Below are 21,385 nucleotides of genomic sequence, written 5' to 3' on the forward strand. Positions count from 1 at the left end.
GCGCGTCAGTGTGCCTCGTCCCAGTTGCTGGCGGCCCGCGCGTCGACATGCAGCGGCACCGACATCGAGACCGCCGGCATCGCCGCGTTTTCCATGACATGGCGCACGACGGGGATCGTCGCCTCGACTTCCGCCTCGACCGTTTCGAAGATCAGTTCGTCATGCACCTGCAGGAGCATGCGGGCCGACAGCTTGGCCTTGTCCAAGGCTTCCTCCATGCGGATCATGGCGCGGCGGATGATGTCGGCGGCGGTGCCTTGCAGGCGGGCGTTGATCGAGGCGCGCTCGTTGAACGCGCGCAGCGACGGGTTCGAGGACCTGATGTCGGGATAGTGGATGCGGCGGCCGAAGATCGTTTCGACGAAGCCGTGCTCGCGGGCATAGGCCTTGGTCTCCTCGATATAATCGCGGATGCCGGGAAAGCGCTCGAAGTATTTCTTGATGTAGGCGCTCGCCTCCTCGCGCGGGATCGACAGTTGGTTGGCGAGACCGAAGGCCGAGATGCCATAGATGATGCCGAAATTGATCGCCTTGGCACGGCGGCGCACTTCCGACGGCATACCCTCCACGGGCACGTTGAACATTTCAGACGCTGTGATGGCGTGGATGTCGGCGCCATCCGCAAAGGCCTGCCGCAATTGCGGGATTTCAGCGACATGGGCGAGCACGCGCAGTTCGATCTGGCTGTAGTCGGCTGACACCAGCCGGAGGCTCTTGTCGGTGATGAAGGCGGTCCGGATCTTGCGGCCTTCAGCCGTGCGCACCGGAATGTTCTGCAGGTTCGGGTCGGAAGACGACAGACGGCCCGTCGTCGTCGCGGCGAGCGCGTAGGAGGTGTGGACGCGTTTCGTGTCGGGATTGACGAAGCCGGGCAGGGCGTCGGTGTAGGTCGATTTCAGCTTGGTCAGCTGGCGCCAATCGACGATCTTACGCGGCAGTTCGTGCCCTTCCGCGGCAAGGTCTTCGAGCAGCTGCGCCGAGGTCGACCACTGGCCGGTCTTGGTCTTGGAGCCGCCGGGCAGGCCCATGCGGCCGAACAATATGTCGCCGAGCTGCTTGGGTGAGCCGATGTTGATGCGCTCGCCGATGAGCAGGTAGATTTCCTCCTCGAGCCGGGCCGCACCTTGCGCCAGTTCCCCCGACAGCCGCGACAGGATCTGCCGGTCGACCGAAATGCCGCGCTGTTCCATGCGCGCCAGCACCGGCACCAGTGGCCGCTCCAGGCGTTCATAGACCGAGACCAGGCCCTTGGCGGCAAGCCGGGGCTTCAGCACCCGCCACAGCCGCAACGTCACGTCGGCATCCTCGGCGGCGTGAGCGGTCGCCCTGTCGATATCGACCTGGTCAAAACCGACAGAGTTCTTGCCGGAACCGGTCACGTCCTTGAGTTGAAGGGGTTTATGGCCAAGCCACTTGTCGGCAAGGGCATCCATGCCGTGGCCATGCGGCGTGCCGGCGTCGAGCACGTAGGAGATCAGCATGGTGTCGTCGAACGGCGCGACATCGATGCCGTAGCGGCTCAGGATGACCAGATCATATTTCAGGTTCTGCGCGATCTTCAGCACCGACCTGTCCTCGAACAGGGGTTTGAGCACCGCCAGAGCCTCGCGAAGCGGAACCTGGTTTTCGAGCGTGCCGCCGCCAAGCAGGTCGCCGTTGCCGCTCTTATGGGCGAAGGGAATATAGCCGGCGCGGCCAGGCGCTGTGGCCATGGCCAAGCCGATCAGTTCGGCCTGCATCGGATCGGTCGAGGTGGCCCTGACGTCGAAGGCAGCGATGCCGGCCTCCCGCGCCTCTGCGACCCAGGCTTTCAGCGTCGCGATATCGCGGATGCACTGATAGGCCGCGGTATCGATCTTGGCGGTCGCCGCTCTCTCCAGCCGCAATGCGGCCAGGAGGGAAGGGGTGTCACCTTGTTTTGGCGTCTCCGTCGTCTCGGTTTCAGCAACCTGCCTAGGCTCGGAGCCCGTCCCGTTCTGGGCAACGGGCGGTGTTCCGGCGCCGACATCGGGGCCATGTGCATTATCGGCGCGTTCGACGGGCACCGCGACGGCCTGGACGTCGCCGGCCTCGGTGCCGGTCGCTTCCGCCACACGGCGGGTCAGCGAGGTGAATTCCATGGTCTTGAGGAAGCCGATCAGCTTCGGTCCGTCGGGGGCATGCAGGACGAAATCGTCCAATCCTTCTGCCACCGGCACATCGTTCTTCAGCGTCACCAGCTGGCGCGAGATGCGCGCCTTGTCGGCGTTGGCGATGATCGATTCCCGCCTTTTTTCCTGCTTGATCTCGCCGGCGCGGGCGAGCAATCCGTCGAGGTCGCCGAACTGCTCGAGCAGTTGCGCCGCGGTCTTTGGCCCAATGCCGGGCACGCCAGGCACATTGTCGACGGAGTCGCCCGTCAGCGCCTGCAGGTCGATCATCTTTTCCGGCGGCACGCCCCATTTCTCGACGACTTCGGGGATGCCGATCTGCCGGTCCTTCATCGGGTCGTACATGCCGACCGTTTCGCCAACCAGCTGCATCAGGTCCTTGTCGGAGGAGATGATGGTGGTGTCGCCGCCGGCCTCGCAGGCCAGCCGGCAATAGGTGGCGATGAGATCGTCGGCCTCGAAGCCTTCCATCTCGACGCAGGGCAGGTTGAACGCCCTGGTAGCCTGGCGGATCAGGCCGAACTGCGGGATCAGATCCTCGGGCGGAGCCGAACGGTTGGCCTTGTATTCGGGATAAAGGTCGTTGCGGAAGGTTTTCGAGGAATAGTCGAAGATGACGGCGAAATGCGTCGGCACAATGCCCACATCGGTGTTGCGCGCATCCTGCATCAGCTTCCACAGCATGTTGCAGAAGCCGGAAACGGCACCGACCGGCAGGCCGTCCGACTTGCGGGTCAGCGGCGGCAGCGCGTGATAGGCGCGGAAGATGTAGCCCGAGCCGTCGATGAGAAAGAGATGATCGCCTTTTTTCATGCGGGCAGGGATAGCGCGGCGCGATGGCTTGGTCCATGCCAAAGACAGCGCCAGATACAACACCCTGACAGATCGCGACGCTGACGGATCAAAGGCATACAGGCCCGCTCACGGGCACGTTACAAAAGTGTAACGTTGACGCCCTTGAATCGCCACGTTCACGGACCCAAATAGACGTCATCGGCAGTTTTCGCCGAAGTCCGGAGCAAGGCCCGTCCCCCGCCTATACCGGACAATTGCGGCAGCCTATCCCCCCTCTCCGGGCTGCCGCATCGTTTCGAGTAAAAGGCCGCCGTGGTTCCCCCTCCACCACGGCGGCATTTTTTTGCCCGCGGCGGCCATCCGGGCCGTGGTCCAATCGTCCCGGGCTTTTCGTTTCGCCGCTCTGCCTTTACGGTTCCGGCACTGAACCGAAAGGCTATTGCAAATGTCCGCAGTCTCCCCCGTCCTCGACCGTCTCGACAAGAATCTCGACCAGAGCCTGGAACGGCTCTTCGGCCTGCTCGGGATCAAGTCGATCTCCACCGATCCAGCCTACGCCGCCGACTGCCGCAAGGCGGCGGAATGGCTGGTGGCGGAACTCAAACTGATCGGCTTCGACGCCAGCGTGCGCGACACGCCGGGCCACCCGATGGTGGTTGCGCATCATGATGGGCCGGCTGGCGCGCCGCATGTGCTGTTCTACGGCCATTACGACGTGCAGCCGGTCGACCCGATCGAACTGTGGGAAAACGATCCCTTCGCCCCCACGATCAAGGAGGTCGGACCTGGTCACAAGATCATCACCGGGCGCGGCTCGGCCGACGACAAGGGCCAGCTGATGACCTTCGTCGAGGCATGCCGTGCCTGGAAACAGGTGCACGGCAGCCTTCCGTGCCGGGTCACCATCCTGTTCGAAGGCGAGGAGGAATCCGGCTCGCCCTCGCTGAAGCCGTTCCTCGAAGCCAATGCCGAGGAGCTCAAGGCCGACTTCGCGCTGGTCTGCGATACCAGCATGTGGGACCGCGACACGCCGTCGATCTGCGTCGGGCTACGCGGTCTGGTCGGCGAGGAGGTCACGGTGAAGGCCGCCGACCGCGACCTGCATTCGGGCCTGTATGGCGGGGCTGCCGCCAACCCGATCCGCATCCTGGCCAAGGTGCTGGCCGACATCCACGACAAGGACGGCCATATCACCATCCCGGGCTTCTATGACGGCGTCGAGGAAACGCCCTCGCAGGTGCTGAAATCATGGGAGACGCTGGGCGAGACGGCCGAGACCTTCCTCGGGCCTGTCGGCTTGTCGATCCCATCGGGCGAAAAAGGCCGCTCGGTGCTGGAACTGACCTGGGCGCGACCCACCGCCGAATTCAACGGCATCATCGGCGGCTATACCGGCAAGGGTTTCAAGACGGTCATCGCGGCGGAAGCCTCGGCAAAGGTCTCGTTCCGCCTTGTCCACAAGCAGGATCCGGCCAAGATCCGCGCGGCCTTCCAGAAATTCGTCAAGGAACGCATCCCGGCCGATTGTACGGTCGAATTCCATGCTCATGGCGGCTCACCGGCAATCCAGCTCTCTTACGACTCGCCCTTCCTGGCCAAGGCCAAGACGGCGCTTTCCGACGAATGGCCAAAGCCCGCGGTGACGACCGGCAGCGGCGGCTCCATTCCGGTGGTGGGCGACTTTCAGACCTATCTCGGCATGGAATCGCTGCTGGTCGGGTTCGGCCTCGATGACGACCGCATCCACTCGCCCAACGAGAAATACGAGCTCAGCTCCTTCCACAAGGGCCAGCGCTCCTGGGCGCGCATTCTGGATGCGCTGACACGCTGAGCGCGGAAACACGTTTTCTTGTTGATTTTTCACCGGATCGCGGCGAGGACGGGTAACGCCGCGACCCGGAGAAAACGATGAGCGATATCCGCTTCCATAAAAACGATCTGCCCGACCTTTCGCATTACGATGTCGCGGCGGTGGCGATCGATACGGAGACGCTTGGCCTCAACCCGCACCGAGACCGGCTCTGCGTGGTGCAGATCTCGCCTGGCGACGGCAGCGCCGATGTCATCCAGATCGCGCCGGGCCAGACGGAGGCACCGAACCTGGTCAAGCTGCTGGCAAACGACAGGGTGACCAAGCTGTTCCACTACGGTCGCTTCGACCTCGCCGTGCTCTACCATGCGTTTGGCGTGATGGCCGAGCCGGTGTTCTGCACCAAGATCGCCTCGCGGCTGACGCGCACCTACACCGACCGGCACGGGCTGAAGGACATCTGTTTCGAGCTTCTCGGCGTCGGTCTGTCCAAGGCGCAGCAATCGTCGGATTGGGCGGCCGAAACGCTGTCGCCCGAACAGCTCGAATACGCCGCCTCCGATGTGCTCTATCTGCATCGTTTGCGCGATGCGCTGGCGGGACGGCTGGCGCGCGAGGGCCGCACGAAGGAGGCGGACGCCTGTTTCCGCTTCCTGCCGACGCGGGCCAAGCTTGACCTGATGGGTTGGGACGAAGAGGATATCTTCGCTCACAGCTGAGAAAAGGGATGAGATGGCGGACAGAAAGCCGATATCGACCGCGCCGACCGATGGCTCCAAGGTCACCGTCACCTGGAAGGACAGCGACGGAGTCCTCAATGAATCCTTAGCGCAATACCGCGACGGCGGCTGGTGGGTCTACACCGACAGCCATACGCAGAAGAAGGTCGAGCCGACCAGCTGGCGGCCCGCTGCCAGCGACGACGACGACCAGTGAGCGCCGCTGGCGAGGCCGGCTGCTTTCGACTAGCCTGAAGCCGTTGATATCGGGGCCGATTCGGAGCCTTCCGCTCCGCACCCGCCCTCTTGCACGGAGGAACCCGCCATGGGCGTCGAAAGCCTTCTCGTCTTCATCCTCATCGGTGCCATCGCCGGCTGGCTCGCCGGTCTCATCGTTTCGGGTTTCGGCTTCGGCCTGATCGGCAACATCATCGTCGGCATTATCGGCGCGTTCATCGCCGGCTGGCTGTTTCCGCGCATCGGCTTCTCGATCGGTGGTGGCATCATCGCCTCCATAATCCACGCCACGATCGGCGCCATCATCCTTTTGGTTCTGGTCAGGGTGCTGAAACGAGCCTGAGGTTCGGCACGACAAAAGGCGCGCCATGAAGCAGAATACGCTCTATCTCATCATTGGCGCGCTCATCGTCGTGGTCGTCGCGCTGGGCGTCTACGTCTACCGCGAGCAGGCCAGGCCGAAAGGCGTCGAACTCAAGATCGACGACAAGGGCATTTCAATCCAGCAGAACTGAACCCGCCGGGATCCAGGAGCGTGACATGGGGGCTTCCGACGCGTGGCAGAGCGGAGAGCGGCCCAGGATCACCGTGGCGGAATGGGAGAGGCTGAACCGGCCGCCACGACGCGAGGCGTTGCTGCGCTATTACTGGCGGACTTTTCGCTTCCTGAGGACATCCGCGCCGGTCAGCGAATTGCAGGGACGACAGCAATCGTTCCGTGACGCGATCGTCGCCAGCGTTGCCTTCAACCGGCCTGATGTGATCGCATGGCAGATCCACCTCGTGCGCCGACACCTGGCCGAGCACGAGAGCTATATCGTCTTCGACAACAGCAAGAAGGAGGAGGCGAGGGAAGCCATCCGCGACCTCTGCCTGCGCCAGCACGTCCCCTATGTAGCGTTGCCGAGGAACAGGCTGACGGTCAGCAGATCGCACGGCCAGGCGCTCAACTGGATCGTGCGCAATTTCATGACCGGCTTGGCCCCGAAGGTCTTCGGCTTCATCGACCATGACATCTTTCCGACGGAATCTTTTTCAATCCGCGACCGGCTGAAGGGCAAGAGCGTTTACGGCAGTGTCCGGCGCGACACTCCGACGCCGGGCGGCTGGTTCTTGTGGCCCGCCTTCTGTTTTTTCGACGGAAGCCTGCTGCGGCAGCGGCTGGATTTCGCGCCGAGCTACAAATTCCGTATGGACTCGGGTGGCGGCAACTGGCCGCTGCTCTACCGCACGATCGACCAGGCGCTGGTCAGATTTACCGAGAACAAGTTGCTGCGCTGCGGCGAGGGCGATGACGAGCACGAGGATTTCTTCATGTCGGTCGACGGCTGGCTGCATGTAACCAATGCCTCGAACTGGCGAAGGCAGCCGGTTGATAGGCGCGAACAACTTGTCGCCTTGTTGCGGCAAGCTGCGGGTCCTGACCATCTGGATGTGAAGTTCGAGCCGATCTAGAAGGATCGGGGTCCGTCGACCGCTCGAACAATGTCGTTGCGGTCACCTGCGAGGAGCAGGCGCTGGCCTTCTATCCGCCGGCGTCGATTGTCGGAACGGCAGGCTCGGGGATCGAGCCAGGCTTCGGAGAGATTAACAAATTCCTAACGGAATTCAGAGGTTTGGCCGAAGGCCTGCTTAACCCGCCCTTAAATCGCCGCATCTACTCTTCAACCCGAGCGCCATTGGCACCGGGGACATCAAGCGCAGCGCATGGCGAACCGCAGAGACAGTCGCATCGAGCCCAGCTTCGAGGGACCGCCGCGAGCGAGATCCCAGACGGGTCTTTCGGTGAGCGAGGAGGACCGCGTCGTGCCGAGCAACCGCAAAGCCTCCGCCAAACGCAAATCATCGAAGGCGAAATCGCCGCGGGGGAGGCGCGGCGGAGGCGGGCGCGGGCTGTTCGGCGTGCTCGGCCGGCTGTTCTACTGGTGCTTCGTGCTCGCCATCTGGGGCGGCATCGCGGTGGCCGGCGTCGTCATCTACTATGGCGCCAAGATGCCGGCGGCCACGACCTGGTCGATTCCCGATCGTGCGCCCAACATCAAGATCGTCTCGGCCGATGGGCAATTGCTGGCCAATCGCGGCATGAGCGGCGGCGAGGCGGTCGGCCTGCACGAAATGTCCCCTTATATCCCCGAGGCAGTCATCGCCATCGAGGACCGCCGTTTCTATTCGCATTTCGGTGTCGATCCGATCGGCCTCTCGCGCGCCATGGTCACCAACCTCATCGGCGGGCATTTCTCGCAAGGCGGTTCGACGCTGACGCAGCAATTGGCCAAGAACCTGTTCCTGACGCCGGACCGTACACTGGAGCGTAAAGTGCAGGAGGTGCTGCTGGCCCTATGGCTCGAGCACAAGCACAGCAAGGACCAGATCCTCGAAATGTACCTCAACCGGGTCTATTTCGGCTCCGGCGCCTATGGCGTCGAGGCGGCCTCGCGCCGTTATTTCGGCAAGAGCGCACGCGACGTCACGCTGTCCGAAGCCGCCCTGCTTGCCGGCCTCTTGAAGGCGCCCTCGCGGCTGTCGCCGGCGCGCGATCCCAAGGCCGCCGAGGAGCGTTCGCAGCTGGTGCTCGGCGCCATGCGCGAGGAGGGCAAGATCAGCGAGAAAGAGTTGAAAACGGCGCTCAGCGCACCGGCGACGCGCTCGCCATCCTACTGGACGGGTTCGGAAAACTATGTCGCCGACACCATCATGGAAGAATTGCCCGACCTGATCGGCGACGTGCGCGGCGATATCGTCATCGATTCTACCGTGGACCTGAACCTGCAGAAACTTGCCGAAAAGTCGATACGCCGGCTGATCGACGACAGCGGCAAGAAACTCAACGTCACCCAGGGCGCGCTGGTATCGATCGACGATTCCGGCGCGGTACGCGCCATGGTCGGCGGCTACGACTATTCGACCAGCCAGTTCGACCGTGCCTCGGAGGCGCGCCGGCAGCCGGGCTCGGCGTTCAAGCCGTTTGTCTATATGGCGGCACTTGAGGCCGGCCGCACGCCTGACAGCATCCGCAACGATGCGCCGATCAAGATCGGCAACTGGACGCCGGACAATTACGGCGGCAAGTACTTTGGCAAGGTCACCTTGGCAACAGCGCTGGCAAAATCGCTGAACTCGGTTGCCGCGCAGTTGACCATGGAAGTCGGACCGAACGCGGTGGTGGAAGCCGCGCACCGCATGGGCATCCAGTCCGACCTGCAGGCCAACACCTCGATAGCGCTCGGCACCTCGGAAGTGACGCCACTGGAGCTGACTTCGGCCTATGTGCCCTTCGCCAATGGCGGCTACAAGCCGGACATCCATTTCATCCGCCGCGTGACGACGTCAGACGGCAAGGTGCTCTACGACAGCGCTGGCGGCAGCGCACCGCGCGTGATCAAGCCCGAGATCGTCGGCATGATGAATTCGATGATGACCGGCACGGTCGAGGTCGGCACCGCCAAGAAGGCGGCTTTCGCCTGGCCGTCGGCCGGCAAGACCGGCACCAGCCAGAATTCGCGCGACGCCTGGTTCGTCGGCTACACCGCCAATCTGACCACCGGCGTATGGTTCGGCAATGATGACGGCACGGCGATGAAGAAGGTCACCGGCGGCGCGCTGCCGGCGCAGGCCTGGCACGAATTCATGGTCGCCGCGCATGAGGGCGTGCCGGTGCGGCCGCTGCCCGGCACCTGGAAATCGACGCCGGCCGACACCATCGTGCCCGACGAGATTCCCTCGGCCAGCAACAACCAGCCGGCACCGGTTCCGTCGGCGTCCGTCGGCCAGCAGCCGCCGGCCGCGCAGGCGACCGCACCGGCAACGCCGGTCCGTGCGGCGCGGCCTGCCCAGACCGTCGATGCCGATGGCTTCGATATGCCGGCGGATGACGGCACCACCGCTTCGGTCGGACATCCGGTGCCGCCAGGCAGCGTCGGCGGTCGGCTCAAGAAACGGCAGACGTCGATCCTGGATATCCTTGGCGGCGGCTGAGCAGCCGGCTGGCGGCGTCAATCCGCCTCTCGCCACCTCGGCGGCATTCGGCTACATGTCCAGCCCGGAGACCGCGACATGACCGAGACCGACACCAGAAAAACCATCGTGCTGACCGGCGCCAGCCGCGGTATCGGCCATGCCACTGTCAAGCGCTTTTCGCGCGAGGGCTGGCGCGTCATCACCTGCTCACGCCAGGCCTTTGCCGAGGATTGCCCGTGGCCGGCCGGTCCCGAGGATCACATCAAGGTCGACCTCGCCGATCAGGAAGATGTCGGTATTGCGGTCTCGGAAATCCGCCATCGGCTGGAATCCCATGGTGGCCAGTTGCACGCGCTGGTCAACAATGCAGGCATTTCGCCCAAGCTCAAGGACGGCAACAGCCGCATGAACTCGATCGACACGCCGATGCATGTCTGGCGCGACGTGTTCCAGGTCAATTTCTTCGCGCCGATCATGCTGGCGCGCGGCCTGTTCAAGGAATTGGCGGCGGCCAAGGGCTCGATCGTCAATGTGACGTCGATCGCCGGCACCCGCGTGCATCCCTTCGCCGGCACCGCCTATGCGACGTCGAAGGCCGCGCTCGGCTCGCTGACGCGCGAGATGGCGCATGATTTCGGCCCGCACGGCATCCGTGTCAACGCCATCGCGCCAGGCGAGATCGACACCGCGATCCTGTCGCCGGGCACGGAAAAAATCGTCGAGACCATCCCACTGCGGCGCCTGGGCACCACGGCTGAGGTCGCCGACATCATCTTCTTCCTGTGCTCGAGCCAAGCGTCCTACGTGACCGGCTCGGAAATCCACATCAATGGCGGCCAGCACGTGTGAACTGGTCGAGCCAAGGCCCGCTAATCTGGCCAGGGTGACAACAGCCTTCGCAGTTCATTCGTGGCTTGATCAACGCGCCTGTGGGCAGCGCCGGCTCAGGCAGCGGACGGTTCAGCGACCCGCGGCTTGTGGCCAAGCACCTCTTCGACAATGCCGCGCGCGATCTCGCGTTCGCCCATGATCACCGTATCGGCGCCGAGCCCCTTGAGATGCTCGACCTCGGCATCCGAATGGGCGCGGGCGACGACGTTGATGTTGGGATTGGCGGCGCGTGCCCGCAGCACGATCTGGCCGGCCTCAAACGCGTTGGGAATGGCAAGGATCAGCCGCGTGGCGCCTTCGGGATTGGCGGCGGCGAAGACTTCGGCGTTGGCGGCGTTGCCGGCGACGGTTTCGATGCCGTCCGTTTTCAGCTTCGCCAGCGTCTTGTCGGCATCCTCGATGACCAGGAAAGGCCGTGCTGCTTCTTTCAACGCGGCGCCGACGAGGCCGCCGACGCGGCCGTAGCCGATCAGGATGGCATGACCGGTGAGCGCCGTCCTTGGTGGCGGGCCGTCTTCCTTTTTGGATGCCATGGCGACCGAGGCGACATGGCCCGGTTCCGTCGCCGGGCCAACCGGCTTGGCGTCCGCCGGCGGCGCCGTCCTGGCGGCGCGGGCCTCGAGCCACGGCTTCATCCAGTCGATGACCAGGAACATCAGCGGGTTGAGCACGATCGACAGGATGGCGCCGGCCAGGATGAGGTCCCGTCCCTGTTCGGGCAGAAGTTTCAGCCCGACGCCGAGTTCGGCCAGGATGAAGGAGAATTCGCCGATCTGGGCAAGGCTGGCCGAAATCATCAAGGCCGTGGCCAGCGGATAGCCGAAGGCGACGACGATGACGAACGCCGCCAGCGACTTGCCGATGACGATGATGGCCAGCGTCGCCAGGATCGGCAGGCCGTTGCTGAACAGGCTGAGGGGGTCGAACAGCATGCCGACGGAGACGAAGAACAGCACCGAGAAAGCATCTCGCAGCGGCAGCGATTCTTCCGCGGCACGGTGGCTGAGCTCGGATTCGCTCATGATCATGCCGGCGAAGAAGGCGCCCAGCGCCAGCGAGACGCCGAACAGTTTTGCCGCGCCGAAGGCGACGCCGAGCGCTATTGCCAGCACCGAGAGGCGGAACAGTTCGCGCGACCCGGTATGGGCAACGTAGTGCAGGATCCAGGGAATGACCCTGCGGCCGACCACCAGCATGACGACGACGAAAGCGGCGACCTTCGCCAGCGTCATGCCGACGACACCCCAGATGCCGTAACTGGCCGGCAGCGCCAGCAGGCCGCTCGAATGGGCATCGGCCGGTTCCTGGCCGCCGAGTACGCCGGCAAGGGCCGGCAACAGCACCAGCGCCAGCACCATAGCCAGATCCTCGACGATAAGCCAGCCAACGGCGATGCGGCCGCGCTCGGTCTCGATCAAGCGGCGTTCCTGAAGCGCGCGCAGCAGCACCACGGTCGAGGCGACCGATAGCGCCAGGCCAAACACCACGCCCGCCCCCATCGACCAGCCGAGCATCCAGGACAGCCCGGCGCCGAGCGCCGTGGCAAAGCCGATCTGGACAATGGCTCCCGGCACGGCAATGGCGCGGACCGACAGAAGGTCCTTCAGCGAAAAATGCAGGCCGACGCCGAACATCAGGAGGATGACGCCGATTTCGGCCAATTCGTTGGCAAGGCCGGCGTCGGCGACAAAACCGGGTGTGTTCGGCCCAACCAGCACGCCGGCTACGAGATAGCCGACCAGTGGCGGAATGCGGAACCGATTGGCGAGGGCGCCGAAGACGAAAGCCAGCCCCAGACCGGCGACGATGGTGGCGATAAGGGGCGTGTCATGCGGCATTGTCTATGGAGCGCCTTTCAAGCCAGCGATGTCGGATATGCGCCGCCCTAAGCCGCCGCCTGTTTGCAATATGGTGGACGGGGTGTCGGCGATGCAACCCGCAAAGCCGCGAATCAACGTCGAGACGGCAAAAACCTGACCGGCAGCTGAGTGACTGCCGGTCAGGTGCTTGGGTTCAGTGGCGACCGTGCTGCGACCCGATAGGCGCCTTCGCCGCGCGTGGTCAGGCTGCCTGCAGCAATGCCTCGATCTCGAAAATGGCGTGGTTGGTCATGGTCTTCGGGATTTCGGCCGTCACCTTGTCGCCAACCTCCTTATGCAGCTTCTTGCGCATCGCGCCGAGCACCATGGGCGGGGCGACAAGCACAAGACTGTCGAATGCACCCTCATGTGCAAGCTTGTAGAGGCGGGCGGCAATCTCCTCGGCGAAGCGTTCCTTGCCGATGCGATGCCAGTCGGTCTCCTCGACCGCGCTGCGATGCACGGATGGGCCGTCATTGTATCGACCGGGGCTGTCGCTTCCCTGTTCGCGTGTGGGCGGGTTCTCCTGTTCCATCACCTGCACGACTTCAAGGTTGGGAAACTTGGTGTCGCCGGCGTTCTTGAGCAGGAGCGCCTTTTCGCCGTCGGCCACCAAAACCCAAATGCCATGCTTCAGTTTGATCGTGTTCATAGGGACGCTCCTTGTTGAGTGGTGGCTATACCGGGAACGCATTTTGACCCGTCAACGTTCCACCCGAACGGAGCACCGAGTGGCCGTGCAGACAGGCGCTGAAGACGAAATCACCACCGGACGACTTTAATCTACTGAATTGGTAGAAATTAGAAAAAACTGTTTTGTGGGATCGGTCGCCGGCAGCTAAAAGTGCCTGAAATCAAGGCGCGTTTCAGCAGCCCGGGCGCTCCCGGTGCATGGGCATGGAATATTTTTCTCCTGCCCTTCGCGGTTGCGGAAAAGCGATTGCCTGCCATCACCGGATGCGCGAGTGCTTTGCTTCTGCTTTTTTACGCTTGGGCGTAAAACTGCGACCCTGTTCCCGGATCTGCTTTGTCATGTCGCAAGCCACCACCAAGCTCAACGCCTTCCCCGTCTTCATGCGGGTCGAGGGCGAAGCCGTGGCCATTGTCGGCGGCGGCGAGGAGGCTTTGGTCAAGGCGCGGCTGATCGCCCAGTCGAGCGCGGTCCTGCACATCATCGCTGGGGATGCCGAACCGGATCTGTTGGCCTTCATCGCCGAGACGGGCGCGAACCATATGCCCGGCGCGTATGATGCTTCGCAGCTTGAAGGCGCCGTGATGGTGTTTGCCGCCAGCGGCGACGAGGCGCTCGACCGTCGCGTCGCCGCCGACGCGCGCCGGCTGGGCATTCCCGTCAATGCCGTCGACCGGCCGGACCTCTGTGATTTCTTCACTCCGGCGCTGGTCAACCGCGCACCGGTCGCCGTGGCGATCGGTACCGAAGGCGCGGGGCCCGTGCTTGCCCAGATGCTGCGCAGCCGCATCGACCGCATGCTGTCGCCCTCGCTCGGGCCACTGGCAGCGCTTGCGGCGTCGTTCCGCAATGCCGCCGAGAGATTGCCCAGGGGCAATGTACGCCGCCGTTTCTGGAGCGACTTCTTCGGCGGAGCGCCAGCACGCGCCGTCGAGGCCGGCGAATTTTCACAGGCGCGCGAAGCCGCCACCGATCTGCTGTTGTCCGACGCGCCCATTCGCGGCCACATCGCCCTGGTGGGCGCCGGTCCCGGCGCCGAGGACCTGCTGACCCTGCGGGCGCATCGTCTGCTGATGGAGGCCGATGTCATCGTCCATGACGCGCTGGTGCCGGAGGCGATCGTCGCCATGGGCCGCCGCGATGCCGAGCGCCTGCCGGTGGGAAAGCGCAAGGGCTGCCATACCAAGAGCCAGGCCGAAATCAATGCGTTGCTGGTGGATCTCGGTCGTCAGGGCAAGCGCGTCGTGCGGCTGAAATCGGGCGATCCGCTGGTGTTCGGCCGCGCCGGCGAGGAGATGGCCGCGCTTCGTGACGCCGGCATCGCCTATGAGGTGGTTCCAGGCGTCACAGCGGCCTTTGCCGCTGCCGCCGATTTCGAACTGCCGTTGACGCTGCGCGGCGTTTCCTCCTCGATGGTGTTCACCACCGGCCACGATCTCAAGGGCAATTCACTGCCGGATTGGGCCAAGCTCGCGATTTCCGGCGCTACCGTTGCCGTCTACATGGGCCGCTCGGTCGCGGCCGAAGTTGCCGGCCGGCTGATCGAGGCGGGCTTGTCGCCGGACACGGCGGTCGCCGTGGTCGAGAATGCCAGCCTGGCCAATCGCCGACGCTTCCACGGCACACTTGCCGACCTGCCGTCGCTGGAAGCGCGCGCCGATCTGTCGGGCCCGGTCATGACCATCATCGGCGACGCCGTCGCCGGCGCCAATTTCGAGCGGTCCGAGCCGCTCGCGGCACACAGGCACGAGAGCGTGCCCGTAGCAGCCGCCGAGGGAGTTCAGCCATGAAGATACTGACCGCCAATCGCCTCGGCGACGGCATTGCCGTGTGGTACGCCGATGGCGGCTGGGCCGAGACGGTGGACCATGCGGACCTTGCCCACGACAAGGCGGCCGAGGATCGGCTGGAGGCGATCGGCGCCAAGGCCCATGCCGACAATGAAGTGGTCGACGTCAATCTGATCGACGCGGACATCGTCGACGGCGTTGTCGAGCCGGTGCGGCTGCGCGAGAAGATCCGCGCCGCTGGCCCGACCATCCGCAACGACCTCGGCAAGCAGGCCGAGCGGGCGGCATAGCCAGGACACCAGGTGAACGGGCGGACGCGCCCTGAAAGACGAAGCATGTACCGTTACGATGAGTTCGACCACGATTTTGTCCAGGCCCGCGTCGCCGAGTTCAGCGACCAGGTCGAGCGCCGGCTGTCCGGCGAGATCACCGAGGACCAGTTCCGGCCGCTCCGGCTGATGAACGGTGTCTATCTGCAGCTGCACGCCTACATGCTGCGCATCGCGGTGCCCTACGGCACGCTGAACGGCAAGCAGTTGCGCATGCTCGGCCACATCGCCCGCAAATACGATAAGGGCTACGGCCATTTCACCACGCGCCAGAACATCCAGTTCAACTGGCCGGCGCTGTCGGACATTCCGGCGATCCTGGCGGACCTGGCCAGCGTGGAGATGCACGCCATCCAGACCAGCGGCAACTGCATTCGCAATGTCACCGCCGATCATTTTGCCGGGGCTGCCGCCGACGAGGTCGCCGACCCGCGTCCCTATGCGGAAATCCTGCGGCAGTGGTCTTCGGTGCATCCGGAATTCTCGTTCCTGCCGCGCAAGTTCAAGATCGCGGTGACGGGAGCCGAGCGCGATCGCGCCGCCATCCAGACGCACGATATCGGCCTGCACCTGAAGAAGAACGCCGCCGGCGAACTCGGCTTCGCCGTCTATGTCGGTGGTGGCCAGGGCCGCACGCCGATGGTGGCGAGGAAGATCCGCGACTTCTTGCCCGAAGCCGACCTTCTCTCCTACTGCACGGCGATCCTGCGCGTTTACAATCTCTATGGCCGCCGCGACAACAAATACAAGGCGCGCATCAAGATCCTGGTCCACGAGACCGGCGCAGAGGAAATCACCCGCCAGGTCGAGGCCGAGTGGCAGGAATTGAAGGACGCGGAGCTGAAGCTGCCCGAGGCGGACATCCGCGCGATCGAGGCCTATTTCGCACCGCCGGCGCTGACCGGGCGGCCGGACGGCGACGCTGCCGTCAAGGTGGCGCGGCTGGATTCCAAGGGCTTCTCGGACTGGCTCGACCAGAACGTGGTGACGCACCGCCACCCCGACTACGCGGCGGTGACGATCTCGCTCAAGGGTATCGGCGAGGTGCCGGGCGATGCGACCGACAGCCAGATGGAAGCGGTCGCCGACATTGCCGAGAAATATGCCTTCGACGAGCTTCGCGTCAGCCACGAGCAGAACCTGATCCTGCCGCATGTGGCGCGTGCCGACCTCAAGGCGGTCTATGACGCGCTGGTCGACATCGGGCTGGCGACGGCTAATTCCAACCTGATCTCGGACATCATCTCGTGCCCGGGCCTCGATTATTGCGCGCTGGCGACGGCACGCTCGATCCCGATCGCACAGGAAATCTCGCGCCGCTTCGCCTCGCTGGAGCGGCAGCGCGAGATCGGCGAATTGAAGCTGAAGATCTCCGGCTGCATCAATGCCTGCGGCCACCACCATGTCGGCCATATCGGCATCCTCGGTGTCGAGAAGAAGGGCTCCGAACTCTACCAGGTGACATTGGGCGGTTCGGCCGACGAGAACACTTCGGTCGGCGAGATCATCGGCCGTGGCTTCTCTTCGGAAGAAATCACCGACGCCATCGAGCAGATCGTCGACACCTATCTCGGCCTTCGGCTCAACCCGCAGGAAAAATTCATCGACGCCTACCGCCGTGTCGGTCCCGCGCCGTTCAAGGAGGCGCTCTATGCTGGCGAAGCCAAGGCCGCTTGACCATATTGCCGATGCCGATGACGGCATCGCCGCCAAAGCGGCGGGGTTTGACGCGCTCTACGGTCATCTCAGCCCGATCGAGATCATCGAACGATCGGCCAACGATCTGTTTCACGACGAGATCGCCGCCGTGTCTTCGTTCGGCGCGGATTCGGCAGTGCTGCTGCATATGATCGCCAAGATCGACCGCACGCTGCCGGTCATCTTCCTCAATACCGGCAAGCATTTCGAAGAGACGCTCGGCTATCGCGACGCGCTGGTCGCCGATTTCGGATTGACCAACATCCGGGTGATCAAGCCGGACGAGGCGGCGCTCGAACGGATCGACCCGACCGGCAATCTGCACCAGAACAACACCGATGCCTGCTGCGACGTGCGCAAGGTCGAGCCGCTGGCACGTGGCGTCGCACCCTTCCGCGCCTGGTTCACGGGCCGCAAACGCTTCCAGGCCTCGACACGGGCCGCACTTCCGGTGTTCGAGGCGGTCGGGCCTCGCATCCGCATCAATCCGCTGGCGCACTGGACGACGTCGGACCAGGCCGACTACATGCGCGCGCATGCGCTGCGCGAAAACCCACTGGTCGCCTATGGTTATCTGTCGATTGGCTGCTTTCCCTGCACGCAGCCGGTGCAGCCGGGCGAGGATGCGCGCAGCGGCCGCTGGGCCGGCCACGCCAAGACCGAGTGCGGCATTCACCTGTCGGGACTGGAAGTGTCGCTGACCGACGCATCACTATAAGGTATGTTGCAATTCAGGTGAGGCCGGGCTGCAAACGGCAGCTTCCGGTGCTCACGGACTTCAAGTACGTTTCGCTCCGGTTCTCGCAAGCAGCCGTTTTCGACGCAACCTGACCTGAATTTCAACACACGCTCGAGCTCTTCGAATTTTAGGAATTTTGATGACTGGACTGACGACACCGGAGACCCGGCTCTGGACCCCGGAGGGTTTTCGCGAGGACGAGTGGAGCCATGCCGAAAGCGCCGACGCGCTTTCCGGCAATGGCCGATTCATCTTGCCGCTGCAGGCCTTCCTCGATCTCGACCCGGAGGTGCGCCGCTCGGCGAAGGAGCGGCTCGGCGTCGTGCTGCAACCCGGCGACCCGCTCGAGAAGATCGTCGACCTGCTCGACCAGCTGTCGCTGGTGGCGCTGGCCTTCCCGGCTTTCGGCGACGGCCGCTCCTTCTCCAAGGGCGAACTGCTGCGCAGCCGTTATCATTTCACGGGCGCGTTGCGTGCCACCGGGCAGGTCCTGGTCGACCCGTTGCCGCACATGCTGCGGCTTGGCTTCGATGAATTCGAGATCTCGAATCCAGTGCTCATGAAGCGCCTGGAAGAAGGCCGCACCGGCGGGTTGGGGCTTTATTACCAGCCGGCCGCCATAACGGAGACCAAGGGACCGAAATATTCCTGGCGGCGCCTTCGCAACAGCTGACGCTTTTTCTAGCAAGGTCGAAGGCCTCTACTCCAAAAACTGGTCGTACCAATTGTGCGATTTGCGCTTTTCCTCCCGGCATCTTGCTCTTAGGATATCGCTGTTATTTCGCAACCCGAAATAAATGGCCACAAAGGGAGGAACCGGGAATGGCTGGCAAGAAGATATTGATGCTCGTTGGCGAGTTCAGCGAGGAATACGAGATTTTCGTCTTTGAACAGGCCATGCATGCCGTCGGCCATACCGTGCATGTCGTTTGCCCGGACAAGAAGGCGGGCGATGTGCTGAAGACATCGCTGCACGATTTCGAAGGCCACCAGACCTACACCGAGAAGCCCGGACACGATTACATCCTCAACAAGACGTTTTCCGAGGTTGATCCGGCCCAGTACGATGCCGTCTACGCGGCGGGCGGGCGCGGTCCCGAATACATCCGTATCGACAAGCGGGTGCAGGCGCTGGTGCGGCACTTCCATGAGACAGGCAAGCCGATCTTCACCATCTGCCATGGCGTGCAGATCCTGATCGCGGTCGACGGCGTGGTGCGGGGCAGGGAAGTGGCGGCGCTTCACTATTGCGAGCCGGAAGTCACGCTGGCCGGCGGCATCTATATCGACGTCGCGCCGAACGGGGCCCATGTCGACGGCAATCTCGTTTCGGCCAAGGGCTGGCCGGGCCTGTCCAATTTCATCCGCGAATGCCTGAAGGTGCTGGGCACGGAGATCCGCCATGGCCAGATCCTGATGCGCGACGAGCGGCAAGCGGCCTGAGAAAGGTTTGGGAAATACCGCCGCGCGCTGGCGCGGCGGTATGCTCTACGCCGCCATCCGCGCTTCGCGGAACGACACCAGTTTGTGGCTGCTTTCGTCCCACAAGGCCAGTTTGACGCAGCGCAGGCTCTCGAGGAGCGTGACGCGGCCGATGCCGCGCAACTCGGGATAATCCCGCAGCACTTCCTGCAGCCGGTAGCCGGGCACCTTGGCGGAGAGGTGGTGGACGTGGTGAACGCCGATATTGCCGGTGAACCAGTTCAGCACCGGCGGGAGGTCGTAATAGGACGAGCCGTGCAGGGCGGCGCGCTGGAACTCCCATTCCTCATCCTTCGCCCATTCGGTCTCCTCGAACTGGTGCTGGACATAGAACAGCCAGATGCCGGCCGAACCGGCGAGAATGACGATCGGCAGATGGACGATCAGGAACGCGCCGGGGCCGATGACCCAGATGAGGATGGCCGCGGCAAGCGCGATGCCAAGATTGGTGGTCATTGACGACACCCAGGGCGTCAGGCCGCCACGCATCATGCCGATAGGCAGCCTTTGCGAGAAGATGAACAGCCAGATCGGCCCCAGGCCGAACATCACCAGGGGATGACGGTAGAGGCGATAAGCCAGGCGACCCCGCCAGGACATCCGCCGGTATTCGGCGACGGTCAGCGTCCTGATGTCGCCCATGCCGCGTTCGTCGAGATTGCCGGCGCTGGCATGATGGGTGGCATGGGCACGCCGCCAGCAGTCGTAGGGCGTCAGCGTCAGGATGCCCAGCGCCCGGCCGATCCAGTCATCGGCAATGCGATTGGCAAAGAAGGAGCCATGGCCGCAATCGTGCTGGATCATGAAAATCCGCACCAGGAAGCCGGCCGCGGGCAGGATCAGCACCAGTCCCCACCAATGACCATAGGCATAGGCAGCGGAAGACAGAGCCCACAGCGTGGCGAAAGGAACGAGGGTGATGGCGAGTTCGAGTGTGCTACGCCGCCTGTCAGGCTTCTTGTAGTGCGCCAGGATCTTGAGCCAGGCACGCTTGCTGTTGGCAGCTGCCTCGGGGGAAATCATGTTCATCAGGAAGCATAGGCAGGGTGCGCCGCCACCGCAAGCCAGGGATCACGCAAAGTTACTGTGCGTAATTGTCGCGTAAGGTCCGGGCGATCCTACTGCCGGCGCCAGCCGGCGTCGCCATCCTCGACCCGGTCGAGATGCTCGAGCAATTGCTCAAATCGGTCCGGAATGTCGGGTTCGATGCGGAAGGCTGGCAAGGTGCGCAGAAAGCGCGTCACTGCCTCGGCGCCGAACTGGCGCCGAACCTCCGCAGCGAGCCCTTCTCCTTTTTCAAGCTTGTTGCGGGTCATCATTTCAAAAATCCTGCGTCGGCTCCGAAACTCCCCCAGCAGCGGAATGGTTCCCGCATCACCGCCTCGTGGCAAGCAAAGCCGGCAAGTACGGTAAAATTTGAATTAAAATCGAAGCGTCCCCACCGTGCTTTCCTGGTCGGGTCGCAGGCCCCTGCGGTCTCTTTCCCCTTGATTTTTGGCCTGCGAACCTCGATATCGGGCACAAAATCCATACCATTCGAGATGACGGGAAACGGCGATGAGCGACCAGGCAAAAGACGAACGCACGCCCAATGAAGCCGAGGCGGCCGAGGCCAATGCCGAGCGCACGGAAGGCAGCACCGATGGTGACTACGAAGCGCTTGTACGGCTGCTGAAGGAAAATGAAGAACTGAAGGACCGCGCGCTGCGGGTCGCGGCCGAGATGGAAAACCTGCGCCGCCGCACCGCGCGCGACGTGCATGACGCGCGCACTTATGCGGTGGCGAATTTCGCCCGCGACATGCTGTCGGTGTCGGACAATCTGCGCCGCGCCCTGGATGCCATTCCGGCCGAGGCCAAGGCATCGGGGGATGCCGGCTTCAAGGCGCTGATCGAAGGCGTCGACCTGACCGAGCGCGCCATGCTGTCGGCGCTGGAGCGGCATGGGGTCAAGAAACTCGCTCCCGAGGGCGAGAAGTTCGATCCCAATTTCCACCAGGCAATGTTTGAAGTGCCCAATCCCGATGTTCCGGCCAACACCGTGGTCCAGGTCGTGCAGCCGGGCTATTCGATCGGCGAGCGGGTGCTGCGCCCGGCCATGGTCGGCGTCGCCAAGGGTGGTCCGAAAATCGCCGCCGACGCGCCGGTCGAGCCAGGGCCGGTCAATGAGCAGGCCGAGAAGGATGCGTGATTAGTGGGGTAGCGATAGAGAGTTGTGAGTAGCAAGGACTGGGCCGGG

Annotated in this window: 20 protein-coding genes; 15 read left to right on the top strand and 5 right to left on the bottom strand. The window is 63.8% G+C overall.

The window, feature by feature from the left end; all coding sequences use genetic code 11:
• Positions 1-5: 5 nt before the first annotated feature.
• Positions 6-2,963, bottom strand: coding sequence for a DNA polymerase I (gene polA, locus MESAU_RS08725; protein WP_015315683.1), 2,958 nt, complete (start codon positions 2,961-2,963; stop codon positions 6-8).
• Between the two features lie 427 nt (positions 2,964-3,390).
• Between polA and MESAU_RS08730 the strand changes: the two genes are divergently transcribed.
• From MESAU_RS08730 to MESAU_RS08765, 8 genes are all read left to right on the top strand, one after another.
• Positions 3,391-4,776 carry a M20/M25/M40 family metallo-hydrolase gene (locus MESAU_RS08730; protein WP_015315684.1) on the top strand — a complete coding sequence of 462 codons (1,386 nt, stop codon included), beginning with the start codon at positions 3,391-3,393 and terminating at the stop codon, positions 4,774-4,776.
• Between the two features lie 77 nt (positions 4,777-4,853).
• On the top strand, positions 4,854-5,474 hold the full coding sequence (locus MESAU_RS08735) for a ribonuclease D (RefSeq protein WP_015315685.1): 621 nt from the start codon (positions 4,854-4,856) through the stop codon (positions 5,472-5,474).
• A 13-nt stretch (positions 5,475-5,487) separates the two neighbouring features.
• The gene (locus tag MESAU_RS08740) at positions 5,488-5,691 is read left to right on the top strand and encodes a hypothetical protein (RefSeq protein ID WP_015315686.1); all 204 of its coding nucleotides are present in this window, start codon (positions 5,488-5,490) and stop codon (positions 5,689-5,691) included.
• 108 nt (positions 5,692-5,799) lie between these two features.
• Positions 5,800-6,054: a GlsB/YeaQ/YmgE family stress response membrane protein gene (locus MESAU_RS08745; RefSeq protein WP_015315687.1), complete on the top strand. Its 255-nt coding sequence runs from the start codon at positions 5,800-5,802 to the stop codon at positions 6,052-6,054.
• Positions 6,055-6,079: 25 nt separating this feature from the next.
• On the top strand, positions 6,080-6,226 hold the full coding sequence (locus MESAU_RS29970) for a hypothetical protein (RefSeq protein WP_015315688.1): 147 nt from the start codon (positions 6,080-6,082) through the stop codon (positions 6,224-6,226).
• A gap of 25 nt (positions 6,227-6,251) precedes the next feature.
• Positions 6,252-7,166 (top strand): hypothetical protein, encoded by a 915-nt coding sequence (locus MESAU_RS08755; RefSeq protein ID WP_015315689.1) that lies wholly within the window; start codon positions 6,252-6,254, stop codon positions 7,164-7,166.
• 252 nt (positions 7,167-7,418) lie between these two features.
• A complete protein-coding gene (locus MESAU_RS08760) occupies positions 7,419-9,686 on the top strand; it encodes a transglycosylase domain-containing protein (RefSeq protein WP_015315690.1) in 2,268 nt (755 codons plus the stop codon).
• 78 nt (positions 9,687-9,764) lie between these two features.
• Positions 9,765-10,517 (top strand): SDR family NAD(P)-dependent oxidoreductase, encoded by a 753-nt coding sequence (locus MESAU_RS08765; RefSeq protein WP_015315691.1) that lies wholly within the window; start codon positions 9,765-9,767, stop codon positions 10,515-10,517.
• Between the two features lie 95 nt (positions 10,518-10,612).
• On the opposite strand, the gene MESAU_RS08770 is transcribed toward MESAU_RS08765, so the two are convergent.
• Both MESAU_RS08770 and MESAU_RS08775 read right to left on the bottom strand, forming a co-directional pair.
• Positions 10,613-12,397, bottom strand: coding sequence for a cation:proton antiporter domain-containing protein (locus MESAU_RS08770; protein ID WP_015315692.1), 1,785 nt, complete (start codon positions 12,395-12,397; stop codon positions 10,613-10,615).
• Between the two features lie 223 nt (positions 12,398-12,620).
• Positions 12,621-13,070: a baeRF12 domain-containing protein gene (locus tag MESAU_RS08775; RefSeq protein WP_015315693.1), complete on the bottom strand. Its 450-nt coding sequence runs from the start codon at positions 13,068-13,070 to the stop codon at positions 12,621-12,623.
• A 380-nt stretch (positions 13,071-13,450) separates the two neighbouring features.
• On the opposite strand from MESAU_RS08775, the gene cysG reads away from it, so the two are divergent.
• From cysG to MESAU_RS08805, 6 genes are all read left to right on the top strand, one after another.
• Positions 13,451-14,899 (top strand): siroheme synthase CysG, encoded by a 1,449-nt coding sequence (gene cysG / locus MESAU_RS08780; protein WP_015315694.1) that lies wholly within the window; start codon positions 13,451-13,453, stop codon positions 14,897-14,899.
• On the top strand, positions 14,896-15,189 hold the full coding sequence (locus MESAU_RS08785) for a DUF2849 domain-containing protein (protein WP_015315695.1): 294 nt from the start codon (positions 14,896-14,898) through the stop codon (positions 15,187-15,189). The genes cysG and MESAU_RS08785 overlap by 4 nt, the downstream gene beginning before the upstream one ends.
• 45 nt (positions 15,190-15,234) lie before the next feature.
• The gene (locus tag MESAU_RS08790; protein ID WP_015315696.1) at positions 15,235-16,905 is read left to right on the top strand and encodes a nitrite/sulfite reductase; all 1,671 of its coding nucleotides are present in this window, start codon (positions 15,235-15,237) and stop codon (positions 16,903-16,905) included.
• Positions 16,880-17,644: a phosphoadenylyl-sulfate reductase gene (locus MESAU_RS08795; protein WP_015315697.1), complete on the top strand. Its 765-nt coding sequence runs from the start codon at positions 16,880-16,882 to the stop codon at positions 17,642-17,644. The genes MESAU_RS08790 and MESAU_RS08795 overlap by 26 nt, the downstream gene beginning before the upstream one ends.
• A 160-nt stretch (positions 17,645-17,804) precedes the next feature.
• A complete protein-coding gene (locus MESAU_RS08800) occupies positions 17,805-18,338 on the top strand; it encodes a DUF934 domain-containing protein (protein ID WP_015315698.1) in 534 nt (177 codons plus the stop codon).
• Between the two features lie 149 nt (positions 18,339-18,487).
• On the top strand, positions 18,488-19,108 hold the full coding sequence (locus tag MESAU_RS08805) for a DJ-1/PfpI family protein (protein WP_015315699.1): 621 nt from the start codon (positions 18,488-18,490) through the stop codon (positions 19,106-19,108).
• 45 nt (positions 19,109-19,153) lie between these two features.
• On the opposite strand, the gene MESAU_RS08810 is transcribed toward MESAU_RS08805, so the two are convergent.
• Positions 19,154-20,176 carry a fatty acid desaturase gene (locus tag MESAU_RS08810; RefSeq protein WP_015315700.1) on the bottom strand — a complete coding sequence of 341 codons (1,023 nt, stop codon included), beginning with the start codon at positions 20,174-20,176 and terminating at the stop codon, positions 19,154-19,156.
• A gap of 89 nt (positions 20,177-20,265) precedes the next feature.
• Positions 20,266-20,466 carry a hypothetical protein gene (locus MESAU_RS08815; protein WP_015315701.1) on the bottom strand — a complete coding sequence of 67 codons (201 nt, stop codon included), beginning with the start codon at positions 20,464-20,466 and terminating at the stop codon, positions 20,266-20,268.
• 238 nt (positions 20,467-20,704) lie between these two features.
• Here MESAU_RS08815 and grpE point away from each other — a divergent pair, with 238 nt between their 5' ends.
• Complete coding sequence (gene grpE, locus MESAU_RS08820; RefSeq protein ID WP_015315702.1) at positions 20,705-21,337, top strand: nucleotide exchange factor GrpE; 633 nt, start codon at positions 20,705-20,707, stop codon at positions 21,335-21,337.
• The last annotated feature ends 48 nt before the right edge of the window (positions 21,338-21,385 follow it).

It is taken from the genome of Mesorhizobium australicum WSM2073 (assembly GCF_000230995.2).
Taxonomy (GTDB): domain Bacteria; phylum Pseudomonadota; class Alphaproteobacteria; order Rhizobiales; family Rhizobiaceae; genus Mesorhizobium; species Mesorhizobium australicum.